18 protein-coding genes are annotated in these 25211 nt (G+C 74.3%); 10 read left to right on the top strand and 8 right to left on the bottom strand.

Going from position 1 to position 25211, the window contains the following annotated elements:
* Positions 1 to 138: 138 nt before the first annotated feature.
* Positions 139 to 561, bottom strand: coding sequence for a hypothetical protein (locus BN6_RS19095; protein ID WP_148302930.1), 423 nt, complete (start codon positions 559 to 561; stop codon positions 139 to 141).
* A 330-nt stretch (positions 562 to 891) separates the two neighbouring features.
* Here BN6_RS19095 and BN6_RS19090 point away from each other — a divergent pair, with 330 nt between their 5' ends.
* On the top strand, positions 892 to 1701 hold the full coding sequence (locus tag BN6_RS19090) for a phospholipid scramblase-related protein (RefSeq protein WP_015101347.1): 810 nt from the start codon (positions 892 to 894) through the stop codon (positions 1699 to 1701).
* Positions 1702 to 1723: 22 nt separating this feature from the next.
* On the opposite strand, the gene BN6_RS42130 is transcribed toward BN6_RS19090, so the two are convergent.
* A complete protein-coding gene (locus BN6_RS42130) occupies positions 1724 to 1873 on the bottom strand; it encodes a hypothetical protein (protein WP_231905338.1) in 150 nt (49 codons plus the stop codon).
* A 310-nt stretch (positions 1874 to 2183) separates the two neighbouring features.
* Between BN6_RS42130 and BN6_RS19085 the strand changes: the two genes are divergently transcribed.
* Positions 2184 to 3911: an alpha/beta hydrolase gene (locus BN6_RS19085; RefSeq protein WP_015101345.1), complete on the top strand. Its 1728-nt coding sequence runs from the start codon at positions 2184 to 2186 to the stop codon at positions 3909 to 3911.
* Positions 3912 to 3935: 24 nt separating this feature from the next.
* Here the strand turns inward: BN6_RS19085 and BN6_RS19080 are convergent, their stop codons facing one another.
* A complete protein-coding gene (locus tag BN6_RS19080; RefSeq protein ID WP_015101344.1) occupies positions 3936 to 5072 on the bottom strand; it encodes a baeRF11 domain-containing protein in 1137 nt (378 codons plus the stop codon).
* Positions 5073 to 5575: 503 nt separating this feature from the next.
* Between BN6_RS19080 and BN6_RS19075 the strand changes: the two genes are divergently transcribed.
* The 4 genes from BN6_RS19075 to rho all read left to right on the top strand — a co-directional run bounded on the left by BN6_RS19075 (position 5576) and on the right by rho (position 12878).
* The gene (locus BN6_RS19075; protein WP_041313266.1) at positions 5576 to 5908 is read left to right on the top strand and encodes a type VII secretion target; all 333 of its coding nucleotides are present in this window, start codon (positions 5576 to 5578) and stop codon (positions 5906 to 5908) included.
* Positions 5905 to 6387, top strand: a complete 483-nt coding sequence (locus BN6_RS19070; RefSeq protein WP_015101341.1) for a YbaB/EbfC family nucleoid-associated protein — start codon at positions 5905 to 5907, stop codon at positions 6385 to 6387. Before BN6_RS19075 ends, BN6_RS19070 begins: the two co-directional genes overlap by 4 nt.
* Entirely contained in the window at positions 6381 to 11354 is a 4974-nt protein-coding gene (locus tag BN6_RS19065; RefSeq protein WP_015101340.1) for an RHS repeat-associated core domain-containing protein, read from the top strand. The genes BN6_RS19070 and BN6_RS19065 overlap by 7 nt, the downstream gene beginning before the upstream one ends.
* Before the next feature lie 342 nt (positions 11355 to 11696).
* A complete protein-coding gene (gene rho, locus BN6_RS19060; RefSeq protein WP_269454342.1) occupies positions 11697 to 12878 on the top strand; it encodes a transcription termination factor Rho in 1182 nt (393 codons plus the stop codon).
* A 7-nt stretch (positions 12879 to 12885) separates the two neighbouring features.
* Here rho and BN6_RS19055 read toward each other — a convergent pair whose 3' ends face one another.
* Complete coding sequence (locus BN6_RS19055; protein ID WP_084672907.1) at positions 12886 to 13401, bottom strand: carboxymuconolactone decarboxylase family protein; 516 nt, start codon at positions 13399 to 13401, stop codon at positions 12886 to 12888.
* 306 nt (positions 13402 to 13707) lie between these two features.
* Between BN6_RS19055 and BN6_RS19050 the strand changes: the two genes are divergently transcribed.
* The 4 genes from BN6_RS19050 (at position 13708) to BN6_RS19035 (ending at position 17162) form a co-directional block, all read left to right on the top strand.
* Entirely contained in the window at positions 13708 to 14070 is a 363-nt protein-coding gene (locus BN6_RS19050) for a YciI family protein (RefSeq protein ID WP_015101337.1), read from the top strand.
* Positions 14071 to 14195: 125 nt separating this feature from the next.
* Positions 14196 to 15530 carry an amidase family protein gene (locus BN6_RS19045; RefSeq protein ID WP_015101336.1) on the top strand — a complete coding sequence of 445 codons (1335 nt, stop codon included), beginning with the start codon at positions 14196 to 14198 and terminating at the stop codon, positions 15528 to 15530.
* A gap of 149 nt (positions 15531 to 15679) precedes the next feature.
* Positions 15680 to 16474 (top strand): TIGR03084 family metal-binding protein, encoded by a 795-nt coding sequence (locus BN6_RS19040; protein ID WP_015101335.1) that lies wholly within the window; start codon positions 15680 to 15682, stop codon positions 16472 to 16474.
* A 37-nt stretch (positions 16475 to 16511) separates the two neighbouring features.
* A complete protein-coding gene (locus BN6_RS19035; RefSeq protein WP_015101334.1) occupies positions 16512 to 17162 on the top strand; it encodes a TetR/AcrR family transcriptional regulator in 651 nt (216 codons plus the stop codon).
* A gap of 79 nt (positions 17163 to 17241) precedes the next feature.
* On the opposite strand, the gene BN6_RS19030 is transcribed toward BN6_RS19035, so the two are convergent.
* The 4 genes from BN6_RS19030 to BN6_RS19015 are packed head-to-tail and all read right to left on the bottom strand — an operon-like array spanning position 17242 to position 24926.
* Complete coding sequence (locus tag BN6_RS19030) at positions 17242 to 18240, bottom strand: SDR family NAD(P)-dependent oxidoreductase (protein WP_015101333.1); 999 nt, start codon at positions 18238 to 18240, stop codon at positions 17242 to 17244.
* Between the two features lie 10 nt (positions 18241 to 18250).
* Positions 18251 to 18757, bottom strand: coding sequence for a flavin reductase family protein (locus BN6_RS19025; RefSeq protein WP_041313262.1), 507 nt, complete (start codon positions 18755 to 18757; stop codon positions 18251 to 18253).
* On the bottom strand, positions 18757 to 19212 hold the full coding sequence (locus BN6_RS19020) for an acyl-CoA thioesterase (protein ID WP_015101331.1): 456 nt from the start codon (positions 19210 to 19212) through the stop codon (positions 18757 to 18759). The genes BN6_RS19025 and BN6_RS19020 overlap by 1 nt, the downstream gene beginning before the upstream one ends.
* 2 nt (positions 19213 to 19214) lie before the next feature.
* Positions 19215 to 24926 carry a type I polyketide synthase gene (locus BN6_RS19015; RefSeq protein WP_015101330.1) on the bottom strand — a complete coding sequence of 1904 codons (5712 nt, stop codon included), beginning with the start codon at positions 24924 to 24926 and terminating at the stop codon, positions 19215 to 19217.
* Positions 24927 to 25211: the final 285 nt, after the last annotated feature.

Genomic DNA, 25211 nt, shown 5'->3' with positions numbered 1-25211 from the left:
GTCGTCCGCGCACGGCGGGTCCCGGAACAACGGCCGGCGGCAATCCGCGCAAGGCGGTCGGCGGGCGGTGTCGGGGAAACGCGCGAACAGGTCCGGTACCGCCGAGGGGCGGCCGGGAACGTCACGGGAAAAGGTCGGTCAGGTCCGGGCGACGCACAGCGAGAGCAGGATCTCCCGCCCGCCCGCGCCGATCAGCGGCGGCGGGCGGGTGCGGCCGACGCCGGGCGGGCCCTGGCCGGTCGCCGGGCGCGCCGCGAGGTCCGGGCACAGCCACAGCGCGAGCAGGAGCAGCGCACCGGCGAACAGATCCCCGCCGACCAGCAAAAAGCAGTCGGAGTGCCGGATCAGCACGCCGAACCCGTCGGCGGTGCCGTGGTGGTGGTCGGTGGGCGACGGTGCCGCCATCGACACGACCGTGGTGGGCACCGGGGTGCCGGCGACGTCGTCGGTCGCGCAGATCGCCAGGTAGAGGTAGAGGAAACCCACCAGCAGCACCCAGGGCGCGGACCACCGCGACCACCGGGCACTCCGCCGGGTGCCGATTCCACCTTCCACAATCATGTGAACATACTGAACCCGGGGTGCAGGCGATACACCTGATCGTAGGTAGCGAATTGTCCGGTGAATGGCAACGGTCAACTCTGGATCCAGCGAAAGCCGGCCCGTCACCCGGCCAACCCCTTTCCCCTTTCCCGAATCCCGGTCGACGGATACCCGGCGCACTCGTGGAATCGTTCCCCGGACCGGTGGGCCCGGGAGGCGGGCCACTGATGGAGCAGTCCGGCGGTGAATCCCACCAGGCGATGACGAACAGTGACGATCCGCCCGTACCGGACCGGCGTGGTCCGCGGCACAACCCCGGCGGCGCGCGCCGGAGGTACCGTGCCGAACATGACCAACCCTCAGCCCGGCTGGTACCCGGAGGCGCCCGGTTCACCGGTGCTGCGCTACTGGGACGGCGCGCGGTGGACCGACCAGACCCGTCACCAGCGGCCCGGTGACGGCAGCCCGTGGGAGGTGCCCCTCGACGGCGCGCCGGACCCGGACCGGATCCGGGCGCAGCAGCGCGCTGCCGGGGTCGGCCAGGTCGGAGCGGGCGGCGGGACGCTGTTCACCGAGCCGGTGCTGGTGGTCAACCAGCGGGTGAAGCTGATCGAACTGGCCAACGAGTACGCCGTCCACGACCAGCACGGCCGGCAGCTCGGCAGCGTCGTCCAGGTCGGGCAGAGCGCGCTCAAGAAGGCCATCCGGTTCCTGGGCAGCTACGACCAGTTCTTCACCCACCGGCTGGAGGTGCGCGACGCGGCCGGCCACCCCCTGCTGCGGCTGACCCGGCCGGCGAAGTTCGTGAAGTCGCGGATGATCGTCGAGCGCGCCGACGGGTCCCCGGTCGGCGAGATCCGCCAGGAGAACGCGGTGGGCCGGATCCGGTTCGCGTTCGAGCGGGACGGGGCCCGGATCGGCGGCATCCAGGCGGAGAACTGGCGGGCGTGGAACTTCGCGATCTCCGACCACACGGGAACCGAGGTCGCGCGGATCACCAAGACGTGGGAGGGCTTCGCCAAGACCATGTTCACCACGGCCGACAACTACGTGCTCCAGATCCACCGACCGCTGCCGGACCCGCTGCTGAGCCTGGTCGTGGCGTCGGCGCTGACCGTCGACACCGCGCTCAAGCAGGACGACCGCGGCCTGGGCTGACCGGGCCCGCCGGCGCGGAGCCTCACCCCCGCAACGGGTTGAGGCTCTTGAGCTGGTCGAGCAGCGGGGCGATCAGGTCGGCGGCCCGTTCCCGCAGCGGCGGCACGAACAGGACCAGCGCCACCGCCAGCGCCACGTACAGCGCCATCCCGCCCCCACGTTTGCGCGCCACGCACGCCTCCCTCGTCCCGTCGCCCCCTCCACGATGGCACAGCCCGCGGCCGGCCATCACCCCTCCGGACCGACCTCTCGGCGGGAAGAGGCCGCCGGTGAGCCGGCAGCGGCTACCGGCCCAGCGGGCGGCTGCGGATCTTCCCGGCCAGCGGGCACTCGCTGCTGCTTACCCGACCGAACGGTCACCTGGCGGAAGTGTCACGGCACTGCGCGCGGCCGACTGGGCCTTACGGGTGGCCAGACTGGGCCGAGCGGGGGAGACCCCCGTGACCTAGGATGCGATCATCATCGGGCCGGCCTCGCCGCCGGTGTGGCTCGCACCGGCCCGCGGCACCAGCGGGGAGGTCGTCACGGCAGCCGCCGAGGTCTCGAAGGCACCGCGCCCGAACCCGGTCCGCCACGCCCTGGTCCGCTACCGCCGGTCGCTGAGCAGCGTCGGACTGGTGTTCGCCCTGGTGTTCTTCGCCTGGTCGATGACACCGTCGCTGCTGCCGCGCGCCTGGTACCTGCAAGGCGTCGCCACCGGCATCTGCACGGCCACCGGCTACCTGATCGGGGTCGGCGTCGCCCGGCTGGTCCGCCGGATCGGCTACCACCCGGACTGGTCCCCGCTGGCGCGGTACCGGGGCAACGTCGCGCTCGGGGCGGTGACGTGCGTGTACGTCCCGGTCGCGCTGGGCCTGGGCGCGCACTGGCAGGAGCAGGTCCGCGTGCTGGTCGGCGTGCGGGCGGACGAGGACTTCTACTACGGGCTGGTGCTCGCGATCGCGCTCGGCGTGGCGACGGCGCTGCGCGAGGTCGGCCGACTGCTGCTGGCCGCGTCACGGCGGGTGGGCACGTGGGGCGCGCGGTACGTCCCGGTGCGGATCGCCCGGCTGGCCGGGGTCGTCGTGGTGGCGGTGATGACCGTGCTGGTCGTCAACGGCGGCTTGGTGAACGGGTTCCTCGCCGTGGTCAACGCCATCGCCGCCCGGTCCGACAAGGGCGACTTCCCCGGCGTGGAGCAGCCGAACACCGCCGAGCGGTCGGGTGGCCCCGGTTCGCTGGTGCGGTGGGAGTCGCTGGGCAAGGAGGGGCGCGCGTTCGTCGCGGGCGGTCCGCGCGCTGAACAGCTCACGGCGTTCACCGGACGTCCCGCGCTCTCGCCCATCCGGGCGTACGGCGGGCTGTCGTCGGCCGGGTCGCTGCGCGAGGTCGCGGCGCTGGTGGTGGCCGAACTGGAGCGCACCGGGGCGTTCGACCGGGCGGTGCTGGCCGTCGCGACGACCACCGGGACCGGCTGGGTGGACCCGGCGATCGCCGAGGCGCTGGAGTACGTCGAGGGCGGCGACACCGCGATCGCCGCGGTCCAGTACTCCTACCTGCCGAGCTGGGCCGCGTTCGTGGCCGACCGCGACAGCCCGCGCGCGGCCGGCCTGGAGCTGTTCGACCAGGTCTACGCGGCGTGGCAGCGCCGGCCCGCGCAGCACCGGCCGCGGCTGGTCGCGTTCGGCGAGAGCCTGGGCTCGTTCGGCGGGCAGGCCGCGTTCAGCGGGTTGCAGGACATGACCACCCGCACCTCCGGCGCGCTGTGGGTCGGCACGCCGAACTCGACCGAGGTGTGGCGGCAGCTCACCGCCGACCGCGAGCCGGGCTCGGACGAGCGGCTGCCGGTGGTCGACGGCGGCGCCGCCGCGCGGTTCGCCGCCCGGCCCGACGACCTCGACCTGGGCACCCCGTGGGGGCCGCACCGGGTGGTGTACCTCCAGCACGCCTCCGACCCGGTCGTCTGGTGGTCGACCGACCTGCTGACCGGTCCGCCGGACTGGCTGGAGGAGCCGCGCGGCCCGGACGTGAGCCCGGAGATGACCTGGCTGCCCGCCGTCACGTTCTGGCAGCTCACCATCGACATGGTGTTCGCCGCCGACGTGCCGCCCGGGTACGGCCACCACTACGGGCCGGTCGAGGTGGCCGGGGCGTGGGCGCAGGTCCTCACCCCGGCCGACTGGTCCGCCGACGACACCGCGCGCTACCGGCAGCTCGTGGAGGCCCGGTGAACCCCGGTCGGGGCGTGAACCCGGTCAGGGCGTGAACCGCAGGACGGCCGCGACCTCGCCGCCGCCGGGGACGTCCTCCCGGCGCACCGCGAGCACGCGACCGTCGGTGAGCCAGACCCGGCGGGCGATCTCGTCCAGCACGCCGTAGTCGACGGCGTTCGGGGTGTCCCGGAACTCGACCGCGCCGGTCTCCTCGTCCACGAAACCGGGGACGGTGGTGTCGATGTCGACGAACAGCGTGTCGACCGCGCCGATGGTCGCCAGCCGGGCCACGTCCGACACGTCGGTGGCGGTGCGGCCCTGCGAGGTCCGCCGCTCGAACAGCTCGCGCAGCTCGTCCAGCTGCCCCGCGTGCACGCCGTCCAGCACGGCGCGGGCGGCGGCGACCAGCTCGCTGTCGGCGGAGGCCGTGCCGGGGGCGCCGACACCCGCCGGGATGCCGGTCGGCGCGAGCCCCGGGTAGCTGCACACCGAGCGGAAGATGCTGTCCAGCGGTTCGGCCGAGGCGAGGATCAGCGGCACGTCGTGCCCGGCCAGCACCGGCCGCAGCGCGCGGTCGACCTGCCGGGCGAACTGCCGCAGCCGGACCTTCTGCCCCTCGCCGCCCTGCACCCGGCCGGCCGGGGCCCGGTCGGCGGTGGAGGACTTGCCGACCGCGCTCGCCACGTCCGGGGGCAGGCCGGGCACGGCGACCTCGGCGGGCCGCAGGTCCGGCACGACCTCCAGCAGCCGCACCGAACCCTGGGTGAGCACCAGCAGGAACGCGGTCTGGGCGAAGGTGATCGAGCGCAGCAGCGGCTTGACGTGGAAGCGGTCGGACACCTCCGCGGCCGGCGTCAGGTGGTTGGGCAGCCGGAACGTGGTCAGCGACTCGGGCGTGACGAACACGGCCAGGCTGCGCGCCTGGAACCGCCAGAACTCGTCGTCGTCCACCAGGTCGGCCAGCTGCTCCTCGACCGCCGCCAGCGCCGCCCGCTCCACGCCGTTGGCGCGCAACTGGTCGGCCGCCTCGCCGGCGAGGTTCTTCAGCTCGATCCGCTCGGCGTCGCCGGAGGACTCGGGCCGGGTCGGCAGGTAGAGCGACACCCCGGCCGGCGTTCTCGTCGTGAACAGGCGGTCCACCTGGGCGCGCGTGGGGATGTCGGTGTGCAGGCCGGTCACGTGTCCTCCTCGGGGAGTGTCCACTTGGGAGGGTAGCGGCGCCCACCGGCTGTCGCCGTCGAAGATCCGCGCGGCTCGTCGCCGATCCGGTCGCCGTGCGTCAACCCGTTCGGAGTGATCCACCCCTTTCGGAGCAGTGGCACGTAAGCCGAAAGGAAAGGGGGACAACCCGGTGCGCATGGCGGCTGGTGCGGCGGTCTGCGGGGTCGTCTGCGGGGTCGTCCGCGGGACGGTGATCTGCGCCAGGTCGTGATCGAGTCTCGCGACCTTCGGTACCACCGATAGCTACGCGAGACGGTCCAGTTCCGTTAGATCATTCGGGCGAATTCAGGGTGTCGTGGTCGCGCTCTCGCAAATTCCGGGAGAACTTTCGGCAGAATCGAGAGTTCGCCGCCGCGGGGTTTCCGGGGCGGGCGGGTCGTGCCGACGTGGGCGCTGTGCCGCCCTCCCCCTTTTTGCGGAGATCGCCCCGGCGGAGCACCGGGCAGGAAGGGGAGCGGACCATGGCTGCGGGCGGGTACAGCGCGGTGCCGGAGGCACTGCGGGCGCACGGGAGTCATCTGGACGGCTTGGCGGACCGGTTGGGCACCGCGGCGGACGCGGCGCGGATCGCGGGCATGTCCGGCGACTCCTACGGGCTGCTGTGCGCGTTCATGCCGCTGATCGTCAACCCGATGGAGGAGAAGGCGGCCGAGGCGCTCGGCGCGGCGGTCGAGGGCGTTTCCGACATCGCGTCGAGCATCCGCGACACCGCGACGGCGTACGACGACCAGGAAGCCGCGCACGGCGAGACGATGACCGCGCTGCGCACCAAGTCCCTGGGCGGTGCCTCGTGACGCTGCCCGCGGGATTCGGCGAGCCGGCGCGCGACCCCGACCAGGCGGAAGCCCGGATGGCCGCGTGGGCGCAGGGCCTGGCCGACAAGGCGGCCCGCTACCAGGAGGTCGGTCAGCGCACCGAGGCGCTGCGGCTGACCGCGTCGAGCCCGGACGGGGCCGTGCGCGTCACGGTTCGCGCCGACGGCGCGCTGGAGGACCTGGAGTTCGGCGACCGGGCCCGCACCGTGCCGCTGGAACGGCTCTCCGGGCTGGTGATGGAGACCGTGCGGCAGGCGCAGTCCGGCATCGCCGACCAGGTCGCCGGCGTGATGGCCGAGGGGCTCGGCGACGAGGACGCGCAAACCCGGGCGCTGGTGCTGGACAACCTGCGCTCGCGGTTCCCCGACCCGGAGACCGCGGACGACGACGACGGTCCCGCGCCGACCGCCCGCGAGGCCGCGCCGGCCGACGACGACGAGGAGGACCGGCCGTGGTGAACCCGCTGGTCGCCCAGACCGAGGACTCCACCAAGTCCTACACCGGCGCGACCATGGTCGAGTCCGCGATCGGCCTGCGCCAGGCCATCGAGCAGGGCGACTGGGCCTCGATCGCGATGGGCGCGGTGGACGTCGGGCTGACCGCGCTGGGCGCGGTGATGGACCCGGTCGGCGCGGTGTTCGCGGCCGGCGTCGGCTGGCTGATCGAGCACGTCGGCCCGCTCAAGGAGGGGCTCGACCAGCTCGCCGGCAACCCGGACGAGATCAAGGCGCACTCCGAGACGTGGAAGAACGTCGCCGCCGAACTGGCCGCGATCGCCGGCGACCTGACCGCGATGGTCACCGCCGACACCTCCGGGTGGGAGGGTGCGGCGGCCGACTCCTACCGGGGCCGCGCGGCCGACACGGCCAACCTGCTCACCGCCGCCAAGGAGGGTGCGGACGGCGCGTCCAGCGGCGTGAAGACGGCGGGCGAGGTGGTCGGCGCGGTGCGCGGGCTGGTCCGCGACGTCATCGCCGAACTGGTCGGCCACCTGATCAGCTGGGCGTTGCAGGTGGTGGCCACGCTGGGCATCGGCCTGGCCTGGGTGGTGCCGCAGGTGGTCGCCGAGGTGGCCAAGGTCGCCGCGCTGATCGCCCGCTACACGACCCGGCTCGTGCGCGCGCTCAAGGCGCTGGTGCCGCTGCTCAAGCGCGCCGGCGACCTGTTCGACGACGCCGCGAAGTCGTTGCGCGGCATCAAGGCGCCCACCGGCTCCGCCCCGCCGCCGCCGACCCGGGGCGGCCCGCCGCCCGCGCACCACAGCGACGGCCCGAGCGGAGCCGGCGGCACCACCTCCACCGCCGGCTCCGGCGGCCCTCCCCCACCGCCCAGGACCGACCCGCCCCCGACGCCCAAGGGTGACGGGGGCACCACCTCGACCTCCGGTGCCGACGGCCCACCGCCACCGAGGACCGACCCGCCACCAGCGCCGAAGGGCGACGGCGGCGGCACCACGTCCACGTCCGGCACGGGCGGCCCGCCCAAGACCGACGCCCCGCCGCCACCGCCGAAGGCCGACACTCCGCCGCCGAAGACGGACGCCCCACCGCCGCCCAAGACCGACCCGCCGCCGCGCACCGACGCGCCTCCCCCGCCGCGCACCGACGGTCCGCCGAGGAACGACCGGGGCATCCGGGAGGACGCGACCCCCAAGGGGGCGCACGACAACCCGGTCGACAACCGGCCGACCTGCGGCGACCCGATCGACGTCACGACCGGCTGGATGATCCTGCCGCAGACCGACGTGCACCTGGACTCGACGCTCCCGCTGGTGCTGTCCCGCACCCACCTGTCGAACTACCGGCTGGGCCGGTCGTTCGGCCGCTCCTGGGCGTCCACCCTGGACCAACGGCTGGAGGTGGACGACGCCGGCGTGGCGTTCGCCGCCGAGGACGGCACGCTGCTGCTCTACCCGCACCCGGCCGAGGGTCAGGAGGTCCTGCCGGACAACGGTCCGCGCCGGCCGCTCACCCGCACCACCGCCGGCGGCTACGCGGTGCTGGTCGCCGAGCAGGACCTGATCCTGCACTTCGCCGCGACCACGGGCCGGGAACGGCTGCTCAGCGCGGTGTCCGACGCGAACGGCCGGCGGATCGAGTTCGGCCGTGACGCGCACGGCACCGTCGTGGAGGTGGTGCACTCCGGCGGCTACCGCCTGCGGGTGGACAGCGACGACGGCCTGATCACCGCGTTCTGGTTGGTACGTCAGGAGGAAGACGACGTGCTGCTCGCGGAGTTCCGCCACGACGCCGCGCGCCGGCTCACCGAAGTGGTCAACTCCAGCGGCACGCCGCTGACGTTCGAGTACGACGACCAGGAGCGGATCGTCCGCTGCGAGGACCGCAACGGCATGTGGTACCGCTACTCCTACGACTCGGCGAACCGCTGCGTGCGCGCCGAAGGTGCCGGTGGCTACCTGAACTACTCGATGGAGTACGAGCCGGGCGTCACCCGTGCGACGAACTCCTTGGGCCACACCACCGTCTACCACGTGGACGAGCGCTACCGCGTGGTGCGCGAGACCGACCCGCTGGGCAACGCGACGCTTTTCGCGTGGAACGAGCACCACCAGCCGCTGTCGCGCACGGACCCGTTGGGCCGCAAGACTTCCTACGCGTACGACGAGCGCGGCAACCTGGTCGCGGTCACCTACCCGGACGGCACCCGGTCGCTGGGCGAGTACAACGAGTTCGGCCGCTTGGTGTCCGCGGTCGACCCGGACGGCGCGGTGTGGCGGCGCGAGTACAGCCCCGCCGGCGCGCTGACCGCCTTGGTCGACCCGATGGGCGGCCGGACGGTCTACGGCTACGACGAGCTGGGCAACCTGCGCACGGTCACCGACGCGGCCGGTGGGACCACCACCTACGAGGTGAACCTGCTGGGCCTGGTCGTGTCGGCGACCGACCCGTCCGGCGCGACCACCCGCTACGCCTACGACGAGCTGGGCCGCAAGGCGCAGGTCGTGGACCGGCTCGGCGCGGCGACCCGGTTCACCTGGACCCCGGAGGGCAGGCCGGCGGGCCGGGTCGACCCGGACGGCACGCACGTCGTGCTGCGGCACGACGGCGAGGGCAACCTGCGCGAGTCGCGCGACGCCCTGGGGTCGGCGACGCGGGTGGAGATCGGCGTGTTCGACCTGCCGGTCGCCGAGGTGCGGCCGGACGGGTCGCGGCTGGAGTTCGCCTACGACACCGAGTTGCGGCCCACGGCGGTCACCAACGAGCAGGGCCGGGTGTGGCGCTACACCTACGACCCGGCCGGGAACCTGTTGTCGGAGGAGGACTTCGACGGCCGGCTGGTCCGCTACGCCTACGACGCCGCGGGCCAGGTCGTCGCGCGCACCAACGCCGCCGGCCAGACCGTCCGGTACGCGCGGGACGCGCGCGGCCGCGTGGTGGCCCGCAACCACGACGACGGCTCGGCCCGGCTCGCCTACGACGGCGTCGGCCGGGTCGTGCGGGCCACGACGTCCGACGCCGACCTGGCGATCTCCTACGACGCCGCCGGGCGCGTGCTGGCGGAGGCGGTGGGCGGGCGGGTCCTCTCGTCGCGCTACGACGCCCTGGGTCGCCGGGTCGGCCGCCGGACGCCGTCCGGGGCGCTCAGCGCGTGGGAGCACGACCCGGCGGGCCGGGTCACCGCCCTGCACACCGCCGGGCGCACCATCCGGTTCGGCTACGACGCCGCCGGCCGCGAGGTCGAACGCCGGGTCGGCGACGTGGTGCTGGCGCAGCGGTGGGACGCGGCGGACCGGCTCGGCGGGCAGACCGTGCTCGCGGGACCGTCGACGCTGCAACGGCGTTCCTACCACTACCGGCCGGACGGCCGGCTGGTCGCGGTGGACGACCAGCTCACCGGCGGGCGGGCGTTCGACCTCGACCAGGCGGGCCGGGTCACCGCCGTGCGCGGCGCGCACGGCACCGAGTCCTACGGCTACGACCCGGCGGGCAACGTGGTGCACGCCCAGTCGCACCGGGGAGCCGACGGCCACGGGCCGCGCGAGTACCGGGGCACGCTGGTGCTGCGCGCGGGCAACGTCCGGTACGGCTACGACGCCGAGGGCCGGATGGTGCTGCGCGAGGTGGCCCGGCCCGGCGGGTGGGTCGACACGTGGCGGTTCGGCTGGGACGCCGAGGACCGGCTGGTGTGGACCGACACGCCCGGCGGCCGGTGGCGCTACGGCTACGACGCGCTGGGCCGCCGGGTGTGGAAGCACCGGCTGGCCCCGGACGGCTCGGTGGTCGAGCGGGTCGACTTCACCTGGGACGGCACGACGGTGGCCGAGCAGGTCCGCGACGGCGTGGCGGCCGTGGTGTGGGACTGGGAGCCCGGCGGCCACCGCGCGGTCGGCCAGACCCTGCGCGCGACAACCGGCGCGCAGTGGGTCGACCAGCGGTTCCAGGCGATCGTCACCGACCTGGTCGGCACGCCGACCGAGCTGGTCGCCCCGGACGGCACGCTGGACTGGCACCAGGACACCACGCTGTGGGGCGGCGCGCCCAACCCGGCCGGGACGCCGCTGCGGTTCCCCGGCCAGTACCACGACGACGAGACCGGCCTGTACTACAACGTGCACCGCTACTACGACCCGCTGGTGGGCCGGTACGCGACGCACGACCCGCTGGGCCTCGCGCCGTCGGCCAACACCCGCGCCTACGCGGGCAACCCGACCTCGGCGGCCGACCCGCTCGGCCTGATGCCCACGCCGTGCCAGACGCTGAACAACCAGGGGCACTACCCGGGCGACAAGACCAACGCGTTCACCGGCTACAACCAGTACCAGAGCGGCTGGACGTCCCCGCCCGGCCGGTTCGACTCGGTGCCGCCGCAGACGATCATGAACAACTCGAACACGCCGTTCTCGCCGCACAACTTCGACGGCGGGGTCAACGGCCAGTACAACGCCTCGCACGCCGAGCTGCAGGCGTGGAACGGCCAGCCGGGCAACCCGATCGTCGTCACCCGGCCGATGTGCACGTCCTGCCAGCCGCAGTTCCAGGGCATCGCGAACGCCCACGGGTCCAACGTCCACGTCGGCTCGCCGGACGGCATCCACACGTTCACGCCGGGCGGCACGCCGCAGACCAGCCTCGGGCACAACCCGGTGCAGGGCGTCGACGCTCAGGGCAACCCGTGGACGATGACCCACAACCCGGCGGACGGCTCCACCACCCTGGTCACCAACCGGCCCAACGGCCAGATCACCGAGTCCGTGGTGCACGGCGACTACTCGGGCACCCAGTGGTACCACGACCCGAACGGCACCAGCTCGTACGCCGAGTACTACCCGAACCGCAACACCGAGGTCCTGACCGAGGACGCGAACCTGAACACCGTCGGCGAGACGCACATCGGACCGTCGAACGGCACCTACGACGTGATCGGCGGCAACCGCACGAACGTGCCGCCGGGCCAACGGATGTAGCCCGACGCCGCCCGCGCCCGGACAGCCCGGCGCGGGCGGCGCTCCGCCCACTTCAGTCCATTGTGGACTGTTGTGGGTGCCGCGCGCGGCTGCCTCGCGCCTCCGTCGCGCAAAGTCCCCGGCGTGACGGACGAGTGCGTCACCGCCATGTCGACAGGGCAAGAAGACACCGCGTGCGACGGGACGTGGGTCACATTGCGCGACTTCCCGAAGCGCGCTATGGTGTGGTTGTCCTGATGTGGATGTTGGCCAACGCCTCCCACCGGGATTCTCCTCCCAGGGTCCGGATCCGGTCTTCGGAGTTCCGCCCCTCTCCACTTTTCGCCCTTCGTCACGTTTCGCGTGGTCACCGGGCGCTCCGGTCCGGAAAGGACACCCACCATGACTGCCACTCTGCAACGCGGGGACAAGACCACCACCACGACGCACACCCCGGTGACCGGGGTCCTCGACGTCGTCGGCGCCAACGCCTTCATCCGCACGTCGGGCTACCTGCCCGGCCCGAACGACGTCTTCGTCCCCCCGTCCACCGCGACCCGGTTCGGCCTGCGCCGCGGCGACCTGGTGGCCGGCTCCACCGGGCCCGGCACCGGCCGCCACCAGCGGCCGCAGCTGGTCCAGGTCGACCGGGTCAACGGGCAGGAGGCCGGGAAGGCCCGGCACCGCCCCGAGTTCGCCGACCTGGTGCCGGTGCACCCCACCGAGCGGCTGCGACTGGAGACCCGGCCCGACGAGCTGACCACCCGGGTCGTGGACCTGCTCATGCCGGTCGGCAAGGGGCAGCGGGCGCTGATCGTCGCGCCGCCCAAGGCGGGCAAGACCTCCGTGCTGTGCTCGATCGCCCAGGGCATCAGCCGCAACAACCCCGAGTGCCACCTGATCGTCGTGCTCGTCGGCGAGCGCCCCGAGGAGGTCACCGACCTGCGCCGCACCGTGCCCGGCGAGGTGGTCGCCTCGACGTTCGACCGCTCCCCCGCGGACCACATCGCGCTGGCCGAACTGGCCGTGGAGCGGGCGAAGCGGCTGGTCGAGCAGGGCCGTGACGTCGTCGTGCTGCTCGACTCGCTGACCCGGCTGGGCCGGGCCTACAACCTGGCCGCGCCCGCCTCCGGCCGGACCCTGTCCGGCGGCATCGACTCCAGCGCCCTGCTGCCGCCCAAGCGGTTCCTCGGCGCGGCCCGCAACATCGAGGGCGGCGGGTCGCTGACCATCTTCGCCACCGCCCTGGTGGAGACCGGTTCCACCGGTGACACGCTGATCTTCGAGGAGTACAAGGCCACCGGCAACGCCGAGCTCAAGCTGGACCGCAAGGTCGCCGCCAAGCGGGTGTTCCCCGCCGTGGACGTCGAGCAGTCCGGCACCCGGCGCGACGACCTGCTGCTCTCGCCCGAGGAGCTCGCCGTCACGCAGACGTTGCGGCGGGCGCTCGACGGCCGTGACGTCGACATGCTGCTGGAGGGCCTGCGCAAGACCCGCACGAACTACGAGTTCCTCAGCCAGTTGTCGCGCCCCGCGGCGGCGTGAGCCCGGCTCACGAGCAGGACTGCGCCTCGACGTGCGGGTGCCAGGCGAACGGCGCGAGCGGTTCGTCCAGCGGCGCGCGGGTGAGCCGGTTGGCCAGGGTGGACATCGTGTACGCGCCGATGCCCAGCACGACCTCCAGCGCGTTCTGCGGGGTGTGGCCGTGGGCCAGGAACGCCCGCAGCGCGTCGTCGTCCACGGCCCCGCTGGTGGCGAGGACCGCCAAGGTGAACGTCCGCACGGCTTCGAGCCGGGCGTCGCTCAGCGGCCGCTGTTCCCGCAGCTCCTCGATCAGGCCGGGTTGCGCGCCCAGGCCGGTCAGGATCGCGGTGTGCATGGCCACGCACACCTCGCACCCGTTGCGGGTCGCGATGGTCAGGATCACGACCTCGCGGGCCGTGCTGTCCAGGGTGGCGGCCTCGAACAAGCCGCTGACCTTGAGGAACCCGTCGAGCAGGTGCGGTGAGGCGGCGAGCCGGGCGACCGGCGCGGGCAGGTAGCCCAGCCGGTCGGCGGTGGCCGTCATCGCGCGGCGGGAACCGGGCGGGGCGGTTTCCGGGGTGTGGTCGGGGAAGGGGGCTTCGACGTAGGTGGGCACCAGGCTCCTCGACTCGCATACTGGTCAACTGAGTTGTCTAAACGGTAAACCGAGTTGTCCGGTTCGGCAAGCGAGTGTGGTCGCCACCACCGCCGAGGCGAGGCTGACCAGCGCCGACACGCCTGCCCGGAATTGCCTGCGACGCGCTGTCGAAATAGCGTGCGGCCGTTCGACGTGGAGGTGGGGCCGGCCACCGGGCCCGGCACCGACCGAGGACGACCCAGGGAGCGACACATGCGGTTTCTGCTGATGCACCGGCTCGACGAGAGCGCCTCCGAGGCGTGGAACCCCTCCCCGGAGTTCGTCGCGCGGATGGGCGGGCTCGTCGAGGACTGGATCAACCGGGGAATCCTGATCACCGCCGAGGGCGTGCACCCGTCGGCGAAGGGCGCGCGGGTCCGCAAGGAGCACGGCGCGGCGGTCTCCGCCACGGACGGCCCGTTCACCGAGGCCAAGGAGGTCATCGGCGGGTTCGTGCTGATCAACGCGGCGGACCGGGCCGAGGCGGTGGCCCACGCCGCGCAGTACGCCGACCTGTTCGACGCGGTCGAGGTGGAGGTCCGGCAGGTCGTGGAGTTCGAGGACCTGCCCGCCTGACCGGATCACGCGCCGACCCCGGCCCGAACCGTGCGCGCGCGGCACAACAACCGGCACGCACGGACAACGACCGCCGGCGCGGGCGACCCTAGGTTCGACCACTACCCGCCCCGGAGAGGACGGCCATGGCCGACGACAGCGCCCTGACCAGCGCCCTGACCTTGGCCGACTGGTCGGACCTCGACCCGGCCGAACGCGACCGCCGGCGGGCCGGAGCGGTCGCCCGCGCCGGGGCCTCCGCGCACGGCGACTGGATCGGGCCCGTGCGTGACGGTTCGCCGGGCGAGGGCCCGCTGGCCGGGGTCCCGTTCTCGGTCAAGGACAACGTGGACGTCCGGGGAGTCCCGACCACCGCCGGCAGCCCGCTGCTCGACGACTCCCCGGCGGCCGTCGACGCGACCGTGGTCAGCGCGTTGCGGGCCGCCGGGGCGGTCGTGGTCGGCAAGACCAACCTGCACGAACTGGCGTTCGGGATCACCAGCAACAACAAGGCTTTCGGACCGGTGCGCAACCCCGCCGACCCGGACCGCAGCGCCGGTGGGTCCAGCGGCGGGAGCGCGGTCGGCGTCGCGCTCGGCGTGGTGCCGTTCGCGCTGGGCACCGACACCGGCGGCTCGGTCACCGTGCCCGCCTCGTTCTGCGGCGTGGTCGGGTTCCGCCCGTCCACCGGCCGCTACCCCGGCGACGGCGTGGTGAACCTGTCGACCAGCCGCGACACCATCGGCGTCCACGCCCGCGTGGTGCGGGACGTGCGGACCGTCGACCGGGTGATCACCGGAGAACCGGACGCTCCCCCGGTCACGCTCGCCGGCCTGCGCATCGGGTTGCCGCGCAGCCGTTTCCGGCACCTGGACCCGGAGGTCGCCGCAGCGGTGGACGAGGTGCTCTCCACGCTGGAACAGGCCGGCGCGCACCTGGTCGAGGTCGACCTGGGCGACGACGTGCAGGTGGCCGCCGGTGCGGGCAACGACCTGGTGTTCTTCGAAGCGCCCCGGCTGCTGGCCCGGCGGGTGCGCTCGGCCGTCGAGCGGTGGCCCGAGCGGGTCGTCTCGCCCGACGTGCGCGCGCTGGTCGGGCTGATGGCCTCGGCCCCCGTCACCGCCGACGCCTACGAGGACGCGCGGGCCGCCCGCTGGCGGTTGCGGCGCGCCTACGCCGAGGTGTTCGCCCGGGTCGACGTCGTGCTGGGGCCGACCGCGCCGGTGCTGCCGCCGCTGCTCGGCGAGGACGAGGTGATCACCCACAACGGACAGCAGGTGCCGGTGTTCCCGACCGTCACCCGCAACGTCGGGCCCGGCACGGTCGCCGGGCTGCCGATGCTGTCGCTGCCGGCGGGCCGCTCCCGCACCGGCTTGCCGGTCGGCGTGTGCCTGGAGGCGCACCCGTTCGGCGACACCCGCCTGCTGCGCGTCGCCGAAGCGGTGCAGGACGCGCTGCGGGAGGTGGTGGCCCCGCGCTGATCGTGCGCACCCTTGAGCACGCCGTGAGAAGACTTCGCCGCACCGCTGGGGCATCGTCGGACTGGACAACCGCCTGCGGGCTCCGCGTGGCCGGTGCGGTCCCGCCGGGTCCGAACGCATCCGGGCAAACTCGACCAGAGGACGTGCGCATGGACGTGATCACGGCGCTCCGGGCCACCGGCGACGACTTCGACCGGATGGTCGCCACCCTCGACCACGAGCAGTGGTCGCTGTCCACCCCCGCGCCGGGGTGGACCGTCAAGCACCAGGTCGCCCACCTCACGTCGATCTTCGGCATGGCCGGCATGGCCGCCGCCGAGGGCGACAAGTTCCGGGCGGTCCTGGCGACCCTGTCGGACGACTTCGACGCCAACGTGGACGCCTCGATGGCCCCGCACCTCGCGTTGGACACCGGCGAGCTGCTGCGGCGGTGGCAGGCGACGAAGGACGCCGCGATCGGCGCGCTGGCCGCCGTGCCCGCCGACGCGGTCGTGCCGTGGCTGGTGAACCCGCTTACGCCGACCGTGCTGGCCGCCGCCGGGATGATGGAGCTGTTCGGGCACGGCCAGGACGTCGCCGACGCGCTGGGCGTGACCCGCGAGTGGGACGACCGGCTGGGCTTCCTGGTCGGCTTCGCGGTGCGCACCAAGGACTTCGGCTACCTGGCGCGGGGCGAGCGACCGCCCGCCGACGAGTTCCGGTTCGAGATCACCGCGCCGTCCGGGCAGCGCTGGGACCACGGTCCCGAGGACGCCGCGCAGCGGGTGACCGGGTCGGCGGAGGACTTCTGCCTGCTGGTGACCCGCCGCCGGCACCACGCCGACCTCGACGTCCGGGCCGAGGGCGCGGTCGCCGGCCGCTGGCTGGAACTCGCGCAGGCCTACCGGGGCCCGGCCGGACCCGGCCGCGCGCCCACCCGGTCGCCGCTGCGCGCCGGGCGCTGACCGCGTTGCCCGCCACCGGTCGCGCCGGGGTGCGCCGGTGAGCCCACGCCGCGCGACCCCGCAGGCCCGGTCCGCCCTGGTGGACATCGCGGCGCGCCTCCTCGCCGAGGAAGGCCCGGCCGCGCTGTCCACCCGGCGGCTGGCCGCCGAGGCCGGCTCGTCTACGATGGCGGTGTACACCCACTTCGGCGGGATGAGCGGCCTGGTCCGGGAGATGGTGCACGAGGGTTTCGCGCGGTTGCAGGACTTCCTGACCGGGGTCGGGCAGACCGACGACCCGGTGGCCGACATGGCGCTGCTGGGGCGGGCGTACCGGGGCAACGCGCTGGCCAACACCCACCTGTACCCGGTGATGTTCGGCGGGCTCTCGCTGGCCGGGTACACGTTGAGCGAAGAGGACCGCCACCACGGCCGCTACACGCTGGCCAACGTCGCCCGCTGCGCGGGCCGGTGCATGGCGGCCGGCCGGTTCGCGCCGGGCGACCCGGACCTGGTGGCGCACCACATGTGGATCGCCACCCACGGCCTGGTCACGCTGGAGCTGGGCGAGTACCTGATCGAGCCGTTCACCGCCGACGGCGTGTTCGAGTCGCAACTGGTCGGCATGATGGTCAGCGCGGGCGACCGGGCCGAGACCGCCCGGCGGTCGGTGGCCGACTCGGCCGCCCGCCTCGCCGAGGTGGCCTGACCCCGAATCGGCCTGACCCGAATCGGCCTGACCCGGAGTGGCCTGCCCCGGAGTGGCCTGCCCCGGAGTGGCCTGATCCTCAGCCGCCCGCCTGCCGGGGCGTCACCACACCGGTCTGCGCCAGCCACCGCACCGTGTCGGCCACCGTGTTCGCGAAGGGTCGGGGCGCGAGCCCCAGCGTGCTCGCCGCCGGGTCGACGCGGGTGGCCGCGCCGACCGTGGCGATCGCGCCGTGCTCGGCCGGGATGTGCCAGGGCCACCACGGTTGCACCAGGTCGGCCAGCCGGCCCACCGGCAGCATCGCCGCGGCGGGCAGGAACACGGCGGGCAGCGCGCGGCCGGTCGCCGCACGCACCGCGCGCACGTACTCGGCCGTGGTGAGGTAGCGGCCGGGGCCGAAGTGGCGGCCGGTCACGTCCGGTGCGAGCAGCGCGGCGTGCAGCGCCGCCGTGTCGCGGACGTCGCCGAGCTGGAGACCGCCGGCCGGCCACATCGGCATCAGGCCACGCACCAGGTCGCGCAGCCGGGACGTCTGGTCGCCGATCTTCGGGTCGTGCGGGCCGAGCAGGGCCGGCGGGTAGCTGATCACCACCGGCGCGCCGCGCTCCTGGTGCCGGCGGGCGACCGCGTCGGACCCGGATTTCGTCGCAGCGTAGGGCTCACGGCTGGTGCCCAGCGGCGATTGCTCCCCGATCACCCGGACACCGGGGCCGAACAGCGCGGCGATGCTCGACACGTGCACCACCCGGCCGACGCCCGCGCGGAGCGCGGCACCGAGGACGACCTCGGTGCCGCGCACGTTGGTGCGCACCATCTCCTCCCGCCGCCGGCGGTCGAACGAGTACACCGAGGCGCAGTGCACCACGGCGTCCGCGCCGCGCACCGCCGGCTCGACCGACCGCTCGTCGGTGACGTCCCCGGCCACCACCTCCACCGCGGGCACCCCCAACGGGCGCAGTGCGCTGTCCACTGTGGACTCACTGCGGGCCAGGACCCGCACCCGGTGCCCGGCGCGGACCAGTTCGGCGACCGTGTGCGCGCCGACGAAACCGCTGCCCCCGGTGACCGTCACCAACATCGCTTTCCCCTCATCGGATCTGGTGGAAGTCGCTACCGTAGAACAGCAACGCCGGCGAGTCCGGCCCGCGCCGGCAGCCGAGCACCCGGCCGAGGAAGATCGTGTGGTCGCCACCCTCGTGCCACTGCGCCACCTCGCACTCCAGCCAGGCCAGCGCACCGGAGAGCAGCGGCGCCCCGGTGTGCGGGCCGGGCTGCCAGTCGACCACGTCGAACTGGGCCCGGCCGCGCGGGCGGCGCTTGTCCGCGAAGTACCGCGCGGTCCGCTCCTGGTCGCCGCCCATCACCGAGACCGCGAACCGCCTGGCGCCCTCGATCGCCGCGTGCATGGTCGCCTTGCGCGCCACGCAGCACAGCACCAGCGGCGGGTCGAGCGACACGCACGTGAACGCGTTCGCCGTCATGCCGTGCGTGTGCTCGCCGCCGACCGTGACCACGGAGACGCCGGTCGCGAACCGGGACATGGCGTCCCGCAGCGTGGTCTCCTCCATCGTGAGGGCCGAGTCGTACACGGTCATCACCCCAGCCCGGCCCGCGCCAGCTCCGGCGTCTCGGTGTAGGGCACCAGCGCCAGCCGCAACTCCTCCGGCACCCGCGAGGGGATCGTGTCGGTGTTGGGGCCGCGCATGCACGCCACGCGCTGCTTCCCGCGCGCCACCAGGACTTCCGGGCCGTCGTTGAGCTTGACGTAGTCGAAGCTGAACTGGATCTGCGTCTGGGTCATCTCGTCCAGCCGCATCCGCACCGACAGCTCGTCGAACGCGGTGATCTCGGCGAAGAACTCGCAGTCCACCTTGAGCGTGAACAGCTTGAGGTCCTCGCGCACCTCCTCCAGCACACCGGGTGCCTTGTCCCGCAGGAACAGCTCCCGGCAGCGGCCCTGCCACCGCAGGTAGTTCACGTAGTAGACGTTCCCGACCAGGTTGGTCTCTTCGAATCCGACGGTGTGGCGGATCTCGTAGTACTCCGGCATGGTCAGTCCTCCTTTCCGACGAGCACCGCGAACACCACGGGGTCGGGGCGTCCGGTCACGGTGGTGGCCCAGGTGGCGACCTTCGCGTCACCCGCCGACAGCACGGCCCAGCCGTCCGGGTGCACCCGGTCGACGGTGAGCGCCCGGCTGGTGGACCCGGTCTTGCGCAGGCACTCCAGCGCGCCCCACAGCCGGGTGCCCGTCACGTCCGGCGATTCGTCGGCCTCGGTGCGCAGCAGGTCCCGCACGGGCAGCAGGTCCGCGCCGAGCAGCCCGGCCCAGTCCGCGTCGGTGCGCGGCGCGGCGGACTCGACGTCGCAGCCCAGCCGGCCCGTGCCCGCCACCGCCAGGGTCAGCCCCGCGCCGTGCGACGCGGACACCGCCGCGCCGTCGACCTCGGGCTTGCCGTCGGGCCGGTAGCGCACGTCGACCCGGCGGTCGAGCGCCCGGCTCAGCGCCAGCGCGGTCTGCGCCCGCCGGTCCGGCGCGGTGTCGGCCAGGTCGGTCTCGGCGTGGTCGGGCTCCACGACGACCGCGCCCGCGCCGTCGAGCACGCGTTCCAGCGAGCGCTCCAGGTACGGGCCGAGCATGGTCGGCGTCCACGGCCCCGCGCCGTCGCGCTTGTGAACCGCCCGCAGCACCAGCCCCTCCCAGCGCTCGACCAGCTTCCCGGACGGGTCGCGGACGTCGACGTCGTAGGTGTAGCTGTCGCCCTCCTGGGACCGTTCGCGGGCGTCCAGCACGACGTACTCGGCGGACCGGTCGGCCGGGTCGGCCAGAATCAGCCGCGCCACCCGCTGCGGCAGCAGGGTCGCGTCCGGGACGCAGCACTGGATCGCGTGCATCATCACGTCCCGCGTGCCGGGGTCGGCGAGCACCCGGTCCTGCGGCAGGTACGGCGCGAACCAGGACGACACGGGCGTGGCCGCGACCTCCGCGACGGCGTGCCGCGCGGACGCCCGGCGGTAGCCCAGCAACCGCTGGAACCTCTTGCCCTGGAACAGGACGCCGCCGTACAGCTCGCCGACCGGGTCCACCGGCACCGGCGGCAGGCCGGGGTCCTCCAGCGGTGCCCCGGTCAGCTCGGGGCGCGGGAACACCAGCCGGGCGCGGAAGTGGTCCGCGCCGAAGCCGGTGTCCTCGGCCCGGATCACCACGTCGACCACGCCCGGCGCACGGACCTGCGCGGCGATCCGCACGGTCAGCGCGCCGTCCGGCCGGACGACGATCGGCCGGGGGAACTCCAGGTCCTCCAGCACCGGCGGCGCGGCGTTCCCGGTGAGCGCGCACGCCACCTGGGCCATCGCCTCCATCCCGAGCACCGCCGGGAACAGCAGGTCGCCGGCCAGCCGGTGGTCGGCCAGGTACGGGTCGCCGCCCGCCGACAGGTCGGCCTCGGTGACCAGCTCCACCGCCGGGTAGTGCACCAGCACGCGGTCGGCGAACCGGGTCAGCGGCAGGTCCGGGCGGTCGAACTCCAGCGTGGGCAGACCGGCCGCCCGGCCGCCGACCACCAGCACCGGGCCCAGCCCCGGGTCGGCGAGCACCTCGCGCAGCACGGCCACGCCCTCGTCGGTGGAGATCGGCGTGATGCCGTCGCGCACCAGCGCCTCGACCACGCCGAGCCGTTCGCCCATGCCCGCGCCGGACCACACCGACCACTCCAGGGCCAGCACGCGCGCACTCGGGTGCTCGCGGCCGAACTCGACGGTCAGCTCGCTCATCCAGTCGTTCGCGGTGGCGTAGTGAGCCTCGCCGCGCAGCCCGGCGCGGCCGATGATGCTGCCGAACGTGACCAGCAGCTTGATCCGGTCCGGGTCGACCGCGGCGAGCACCGTCCGCAGGCCCTCGACCTTGGGCGCCAGGGTCGCGGTGAACTCGTCGTCGGTCAGGCCGGTCAGCGCGCGCGGCTCGTTGCGGCCCGCGCCGTGCAGCACGGCGGTGATCTCGCCCAGCTCCTCGCGGAACCGGGCCACCGCCTCGGCGATCCGCTCCGGCGAGGTCACGTCGGCGCGCTCGTAGCGGAACCGGATGCCGGCGGCGGTCATCCGCTCCAGGTTCGCCGACAGCTCGGCGTCGTCGGCGGGGTCGGCGCGGCCGAGCAGCGCCAGTGCCGCGCCCGAGTCCTGCGCCACGACCAGCGCGCACTCCGCCGTGATGCCCTTGCCGCCGCCGGTCACCAGCAGCACGTCCTCGGCGTCCAGCGCGGTGCCCGACGCCTGGCCGGTCACGGCGCGCAGGACCGGGACGGTGCGGACGCCGCCGGCGTAGCGGACCTGGGTGAACCCGGTGGTGGCGGCGACCTCGGCGACGACGTCCTCGACGCCCGGTTCGCCGTCGACCACCGTCACCGGCACGTGCGGGGCCTCCAAGTGCAGTGTCCGGGCCAGCCCGGACGCGCCCAACCGCCCCTGCACGACCACGAACCGGGTCCCGTGCGGCGCGGCCAGCACCGCCCGTGCGGCGGCCAGGAACAGGCCCGGGTCGCCCTCCTCGGGCAGCAGCAGGACCCCGTCACCGGGCAGCGCGGCCCGCAGCGGAGCGGTCAGCGGGTGGTCGGGCCGTGCGAACACGGTCCACTCCCCCGGCCCGGCCGGCTCCGCGTCGGGACGCGGGCGCGGCACGTGCGTCACCGCGAACGGCCGCACCCAGGGCGCGACACCGGGCACCTCGCCCGGCCGCTCCTGTTCGTGCGCGGTGGACGCCAGCTCGTCGATCAGCCCGGCCAGCTCGCCCAGCCGCACGGTGGCGAAGTTCGGCGTGGCGGTCAGCGCGGGCCGGCCCAGGCTGCTGGTCACCCCGTTGACCAGCTGGCCCACCGTGATCGAGCTCAGGTGCAGGTCGTCCAGCGGGTGGGTGTCCGGGCCGATCGCGTCCAGCGGCAGCTCGGCCCGCTCGGCGGCCAGCCGGCGCAGCAGGTCCAGGGTGGACTCGCCCTCCGACGTGGTCACGGCGTCGGCGGCGGCCGGCGCGTCGGCGACCAGGGCCACGTCCAGCGCGGGCGCGGTCTCGCACGGGCTGGCCAGGAAGGTCATCGCGCCGTCCAGCGGTAGGTCGCGCAGCCCCCGGCCGGCGAACAGGGTCGATACCCGGACCGGCGCGCCGAGCGCGAACGCGGCGCCGACCGCGGTCAGCAGCGGGGCCAGCGAGGCGTGGTCGGTGTCCAGCGCGACGGCGGGCGTGCCCGGCGCGATGTCGGCCACCAGCCCGGTCAGCACCCGGCCGGGCCCGACCTCCAGCAGCAGGTCGGCGTCCGCCGCCGCCCTGGCCGCGGCGGCGTGGAACCGGACCGGCTCCAGCACCTGGTCGCGCAGCAGCCGGCGCAGGTCGGTGCCGGGGTCGAGCAGGTCCCCGGTGACGGTGGAGTGCACCGGCCGGGTCGGCCGGTCGAAGTCGTAGTCCGCCAGCCGCTCGCCCATCGCCGCGGCGGCGGGCTCGACCAGTGCCGAGTGGAACGCGTGCGAGACGGTGATCCGGGTGGCGTGCACGCCGGCGGCCTTCGCTGCGGCGCACACCCGGTCGACGGCCTCGGCCGGTCCGGACAGCACGGTCTGCGCCGGGCCGTTGTAGCCGGCGATCACCACGTCCTCGTCCCCGGCCAGCTCCAGCGCGCGCTCCGGCCCGGTCGCCAGGCCCGCCATCGCGCCGCCGCCCCGGCTCGCCGAGGCCATCACCCGGCCCCGTTCGGCGGCCAGCTCCAGCACCCGGTCCGCGCCCAGCGCGCCGGCCCAGTGCACGGCGGTCAGCTCGCCCAGGCTGTGGCCCACGGCGGTGCCGGCCTCGATCCCCAGCTCCCGCAACACCTCCAGCCCGGCCAGCGCGCCCGCGACGATCCGGGGCTGGGCGACCTCGGTGGCCACCTGGTCGCCGCCGGTCGGCAGGCCCGACCCGGCGAAGACCGCCTCGGCGGCGGCGAACCGGCGCCGGATCGCGCCGACCGCGCCGCGCCCGGAACCCTGTCCCGGGAACAGGAACGCGATGCGCGGCGGCTCGGCGCGGTCGGCCAGGAAGATCCCGTCCGCCGGGTCGGTCACCGGCCCGGCGCCGTCGAGCAGCCGGGTGAGCCGGCGCGCGGCCTCCTCCGGGTTCCGGGCGACGACCGCCGCCCGCACCCGGCCGCCGGTCAGCCGGCCCGCCAGCACGCCCGCCAGGTCGGCCAGCTCGGCGAAGGCCAGCTTGGGCACCAGCGCGGCGACCTCGGCCAGCCGGGCGCGCACCTCGGCGACGTCCGCGCCGTCGAACAGCAGCAGCTCGGCGTCCTGGCGGCCGGTCACCAGCGCGCGGGTCCGGTCGCCGAGCTCCGTGCGGCGGGCCGTGCCGGCGGCCTGCTCCAGCGTGATGTGGGTGTTGATGCCGCCGAACCCCATCGCCGAGACGCCGGCGCGCACCGGCCGGTCGGCGGGCCACAGCTGCGCGTCGCGCGGCACGTGCAGCACCGCGTCGTCGGCGGTCAGGCTCGGGTGCGGGTCGTGGTGGCCGGTGCCCGGCGGGATGACCTGGTGGTGCACGGCGAGGGCCGCCTTGATCAGCCCGGCGACCCCCGCCGCCGCCTTGGTGTGCCCGAAGTTGCCCTTGACGCTGCTCAGCGCCGCCGGCCGGGCGGCCGGGTCGGCCTCGCGGCGGGCCGAGGACAGCGCCTCGATCTCGGTGGCGTCGCCCAGCGCCGTGCCGGTGCCGTGGCCCTCGAAGTACGAGACGGACTCCACGCCGTAGCCGGCCCGCGCGTAGGCGCGGGTGATGGCCAGCCGGTGGCCGCTCGCCTCGGGCCGGGTGATGCCGCCCTTGCCGTCCGAGGACACGCCCCAGCCGGCGATGGTGGCGTAGGCGTCGAGACCGCGCTCGGCGGCGTCCCCGGCGCGCATCAGCACCAGCGCGCCCGCGCCCTCGCCGGGCCAGAAGCCGTTGGAGTCGCGGTCGTAGACCTTCATCTCGCCGGTGGACAGCGCGCCGGTCTTGGCGAAGCCGATGACCTCGAACGGGTCGATGGACAGGTCCACGCCGCCGGCGACCGCGACGTCCAGTTCGCCGTCGGCCAGGGACTTCGCGGCGGTCGCGACGGACAGCAGCGACGACGAGCACGCGCCGTCCACGGTGTACCCGCCGCCGCCGAGGTCGAAGTAGTTGCAGATCCGGCCGGCGATCGTGTTCGACAGCCCGCCCGCGAGCGAATCCTCGTCGATGGCCGGGAACGGCGCTTTGTACTGCACCTCCAGGTCGTGCAGGAACCCGGCGGTCTCGTCCTCCGGCCAGCCCTTGGCGGTCAGCGCGGCGGCCACCGTGCGGCGCACGTACGGCCAGCGCAGCCGCAGCACGTTGGCCCGGGAGAACTCGCCGGTCAGGCTGTTGCCCAGGACGACGCCGGTGGTGCGGCGGGGCAGGCCCTCGCCCTCCGGGAAGCCCGCGTCGGCCAGGGCGTGCGCCGCGACGTCCAGCGCCAGCCAGTGCGTCAGGTCGGTCGACCGGTAGGTGCTGCCGGCGACCCGGTAGCGGACCCGGTCGAACTCGAAGTCCCGCAGCACCGCCGCCTTCGCCGCGTAGAAGCGGTCCGGCGCGGCCGGGTCGGGGGAGAAGTAGTCGGCGTGGTTCATCCGCTCGTCCGGCAACCGCCGGAAGGCCCGGCGGCCCGCCAGCACGCTTTCCCACAGTTCTCCGGCAGAACCGGCGTCGGGGTAGCGCAGCCCGATGCCGACAATCGCGATCCGTTCACTGCCCATGCTTTCACCGTCTCCGCGACTCGAATTCGGACCTCGACGGGAACGCCATACCGGCGATATTCGGCACGGCACATCGAAGAATGCGTGCCCCACTATCGTGCCGGAGCGGTGGACCGGTTTGCTACTCCGATTATGCCCTCTGACCTGGAGCTTTCCATAACAGCGTGATTTTCCTTGACCGGTGGCCGGCCGGCAGCTCCGCCGACCACCGCCGTGCGCCACCCGGAGCAGTGGGTGCGCATCCTCGGAGAAGATTTCCCGGCGGACCCGGGCGGATGCTGGGAG

The organism is Saccharothrix espanaensis DSM 44229 (assembly GCF_000328705.1).
GTDB lineage: Bacteria > Actinomycetota > Actinomycetes > Mycobacteriales > Pseudonocardiaceae > Actinosynnema > Actinosynnema espanaense.
The sequence above is the reverse complement of the archived record's forward strand: the minus strand, read 5'-3'. Positions and strand labels throughout refer to the sequence as shown.

What these genes read in the sequence shown, in the direction of transcription:
- BN6_RS19095 (WP_148302930.1), bottom strand. Translation starts at nt 561, where the DNA reads ATGATTGTGGAAGGTGGAATCGGCACCCGGCGGAGTGCCCGGTGGTCG.
- BN6_RS19090 (WP_015101347.1), top strand. Translation starts at nt 892, where the DNA reads ATGACCAACCCTCAGCCCGGCTGGTACCCGGAGGCGCCCGGTTCACCG.
- BN6_RS19075 (WP_041313266.1), top strand. Translation starts at nt 5,576, where the DNA reads ATGGCTGCGGGCGGGTACAGCGCGGTGCCGGAGGCACTGCGGGCGCAC.
- BN6_RS19055 (WP_084672907.1), bottom strand. Translation starts at nt 13,401, where the DNA reads ATGACGGCCACCGCCGACCGGCTGGGCTACCTGCCCGCGCCGGTCGCC.
- BN6_RS19050 (WP_015101337.1), top strand. Translation starts at nt 13,708, where the DNA reads ATGCGGTTTCTGCTGATGCACCGGCTCGACGAGAGCGCCTCCGAGGCG.
- BN6_RS19045 (WP_015101336.1), top strand. Translation starts at nt 14,196, where the DNA reads ATGGCCGACGACAGCGCCCTGACCAGCGCCCTGACCTTGGCCGACTGG.
- BN6_RS19040 (WP_015101335.1), top strand. Translation starts at nt 15,680, where the DNA reads ATGGACGTGATCACGGCGCTCCGGGCCACCGGCGACGACTTCGACCGG.
- BN6_RS19030 (WP_015101333.1), bottom strand. Translation starts at nt 18,240, where the DNA reads ATGTTGGTGACGGTCACCGGGGGCAGCGGTTTCGTCGGCGCGCACACG.
- BN6_RS19025 (WP_041313262.1), bottom strand. Translation starts at nt 18,757, where the DNA reads ATGACCGTGTACGACTCGGCCCTCACGATGGAGGAGACCACGCTGCGG.
- BN6_RS19020 (WP_015101331.1), bottom strand. Translation starts at nt 19,212, where the DNA reads ATGCCGGAGTACTACGAGATCCGCCACACCGTCGGATTCGAAGAGACC.
- BN6_RS19015 (WP_015101330.1), bottom strand. Translation starts at nt 24,926, where the DNA reads ATGGGCAGTGAACGGATCGCGATTGTCGGCATCGGGCTGCGCTACCCC.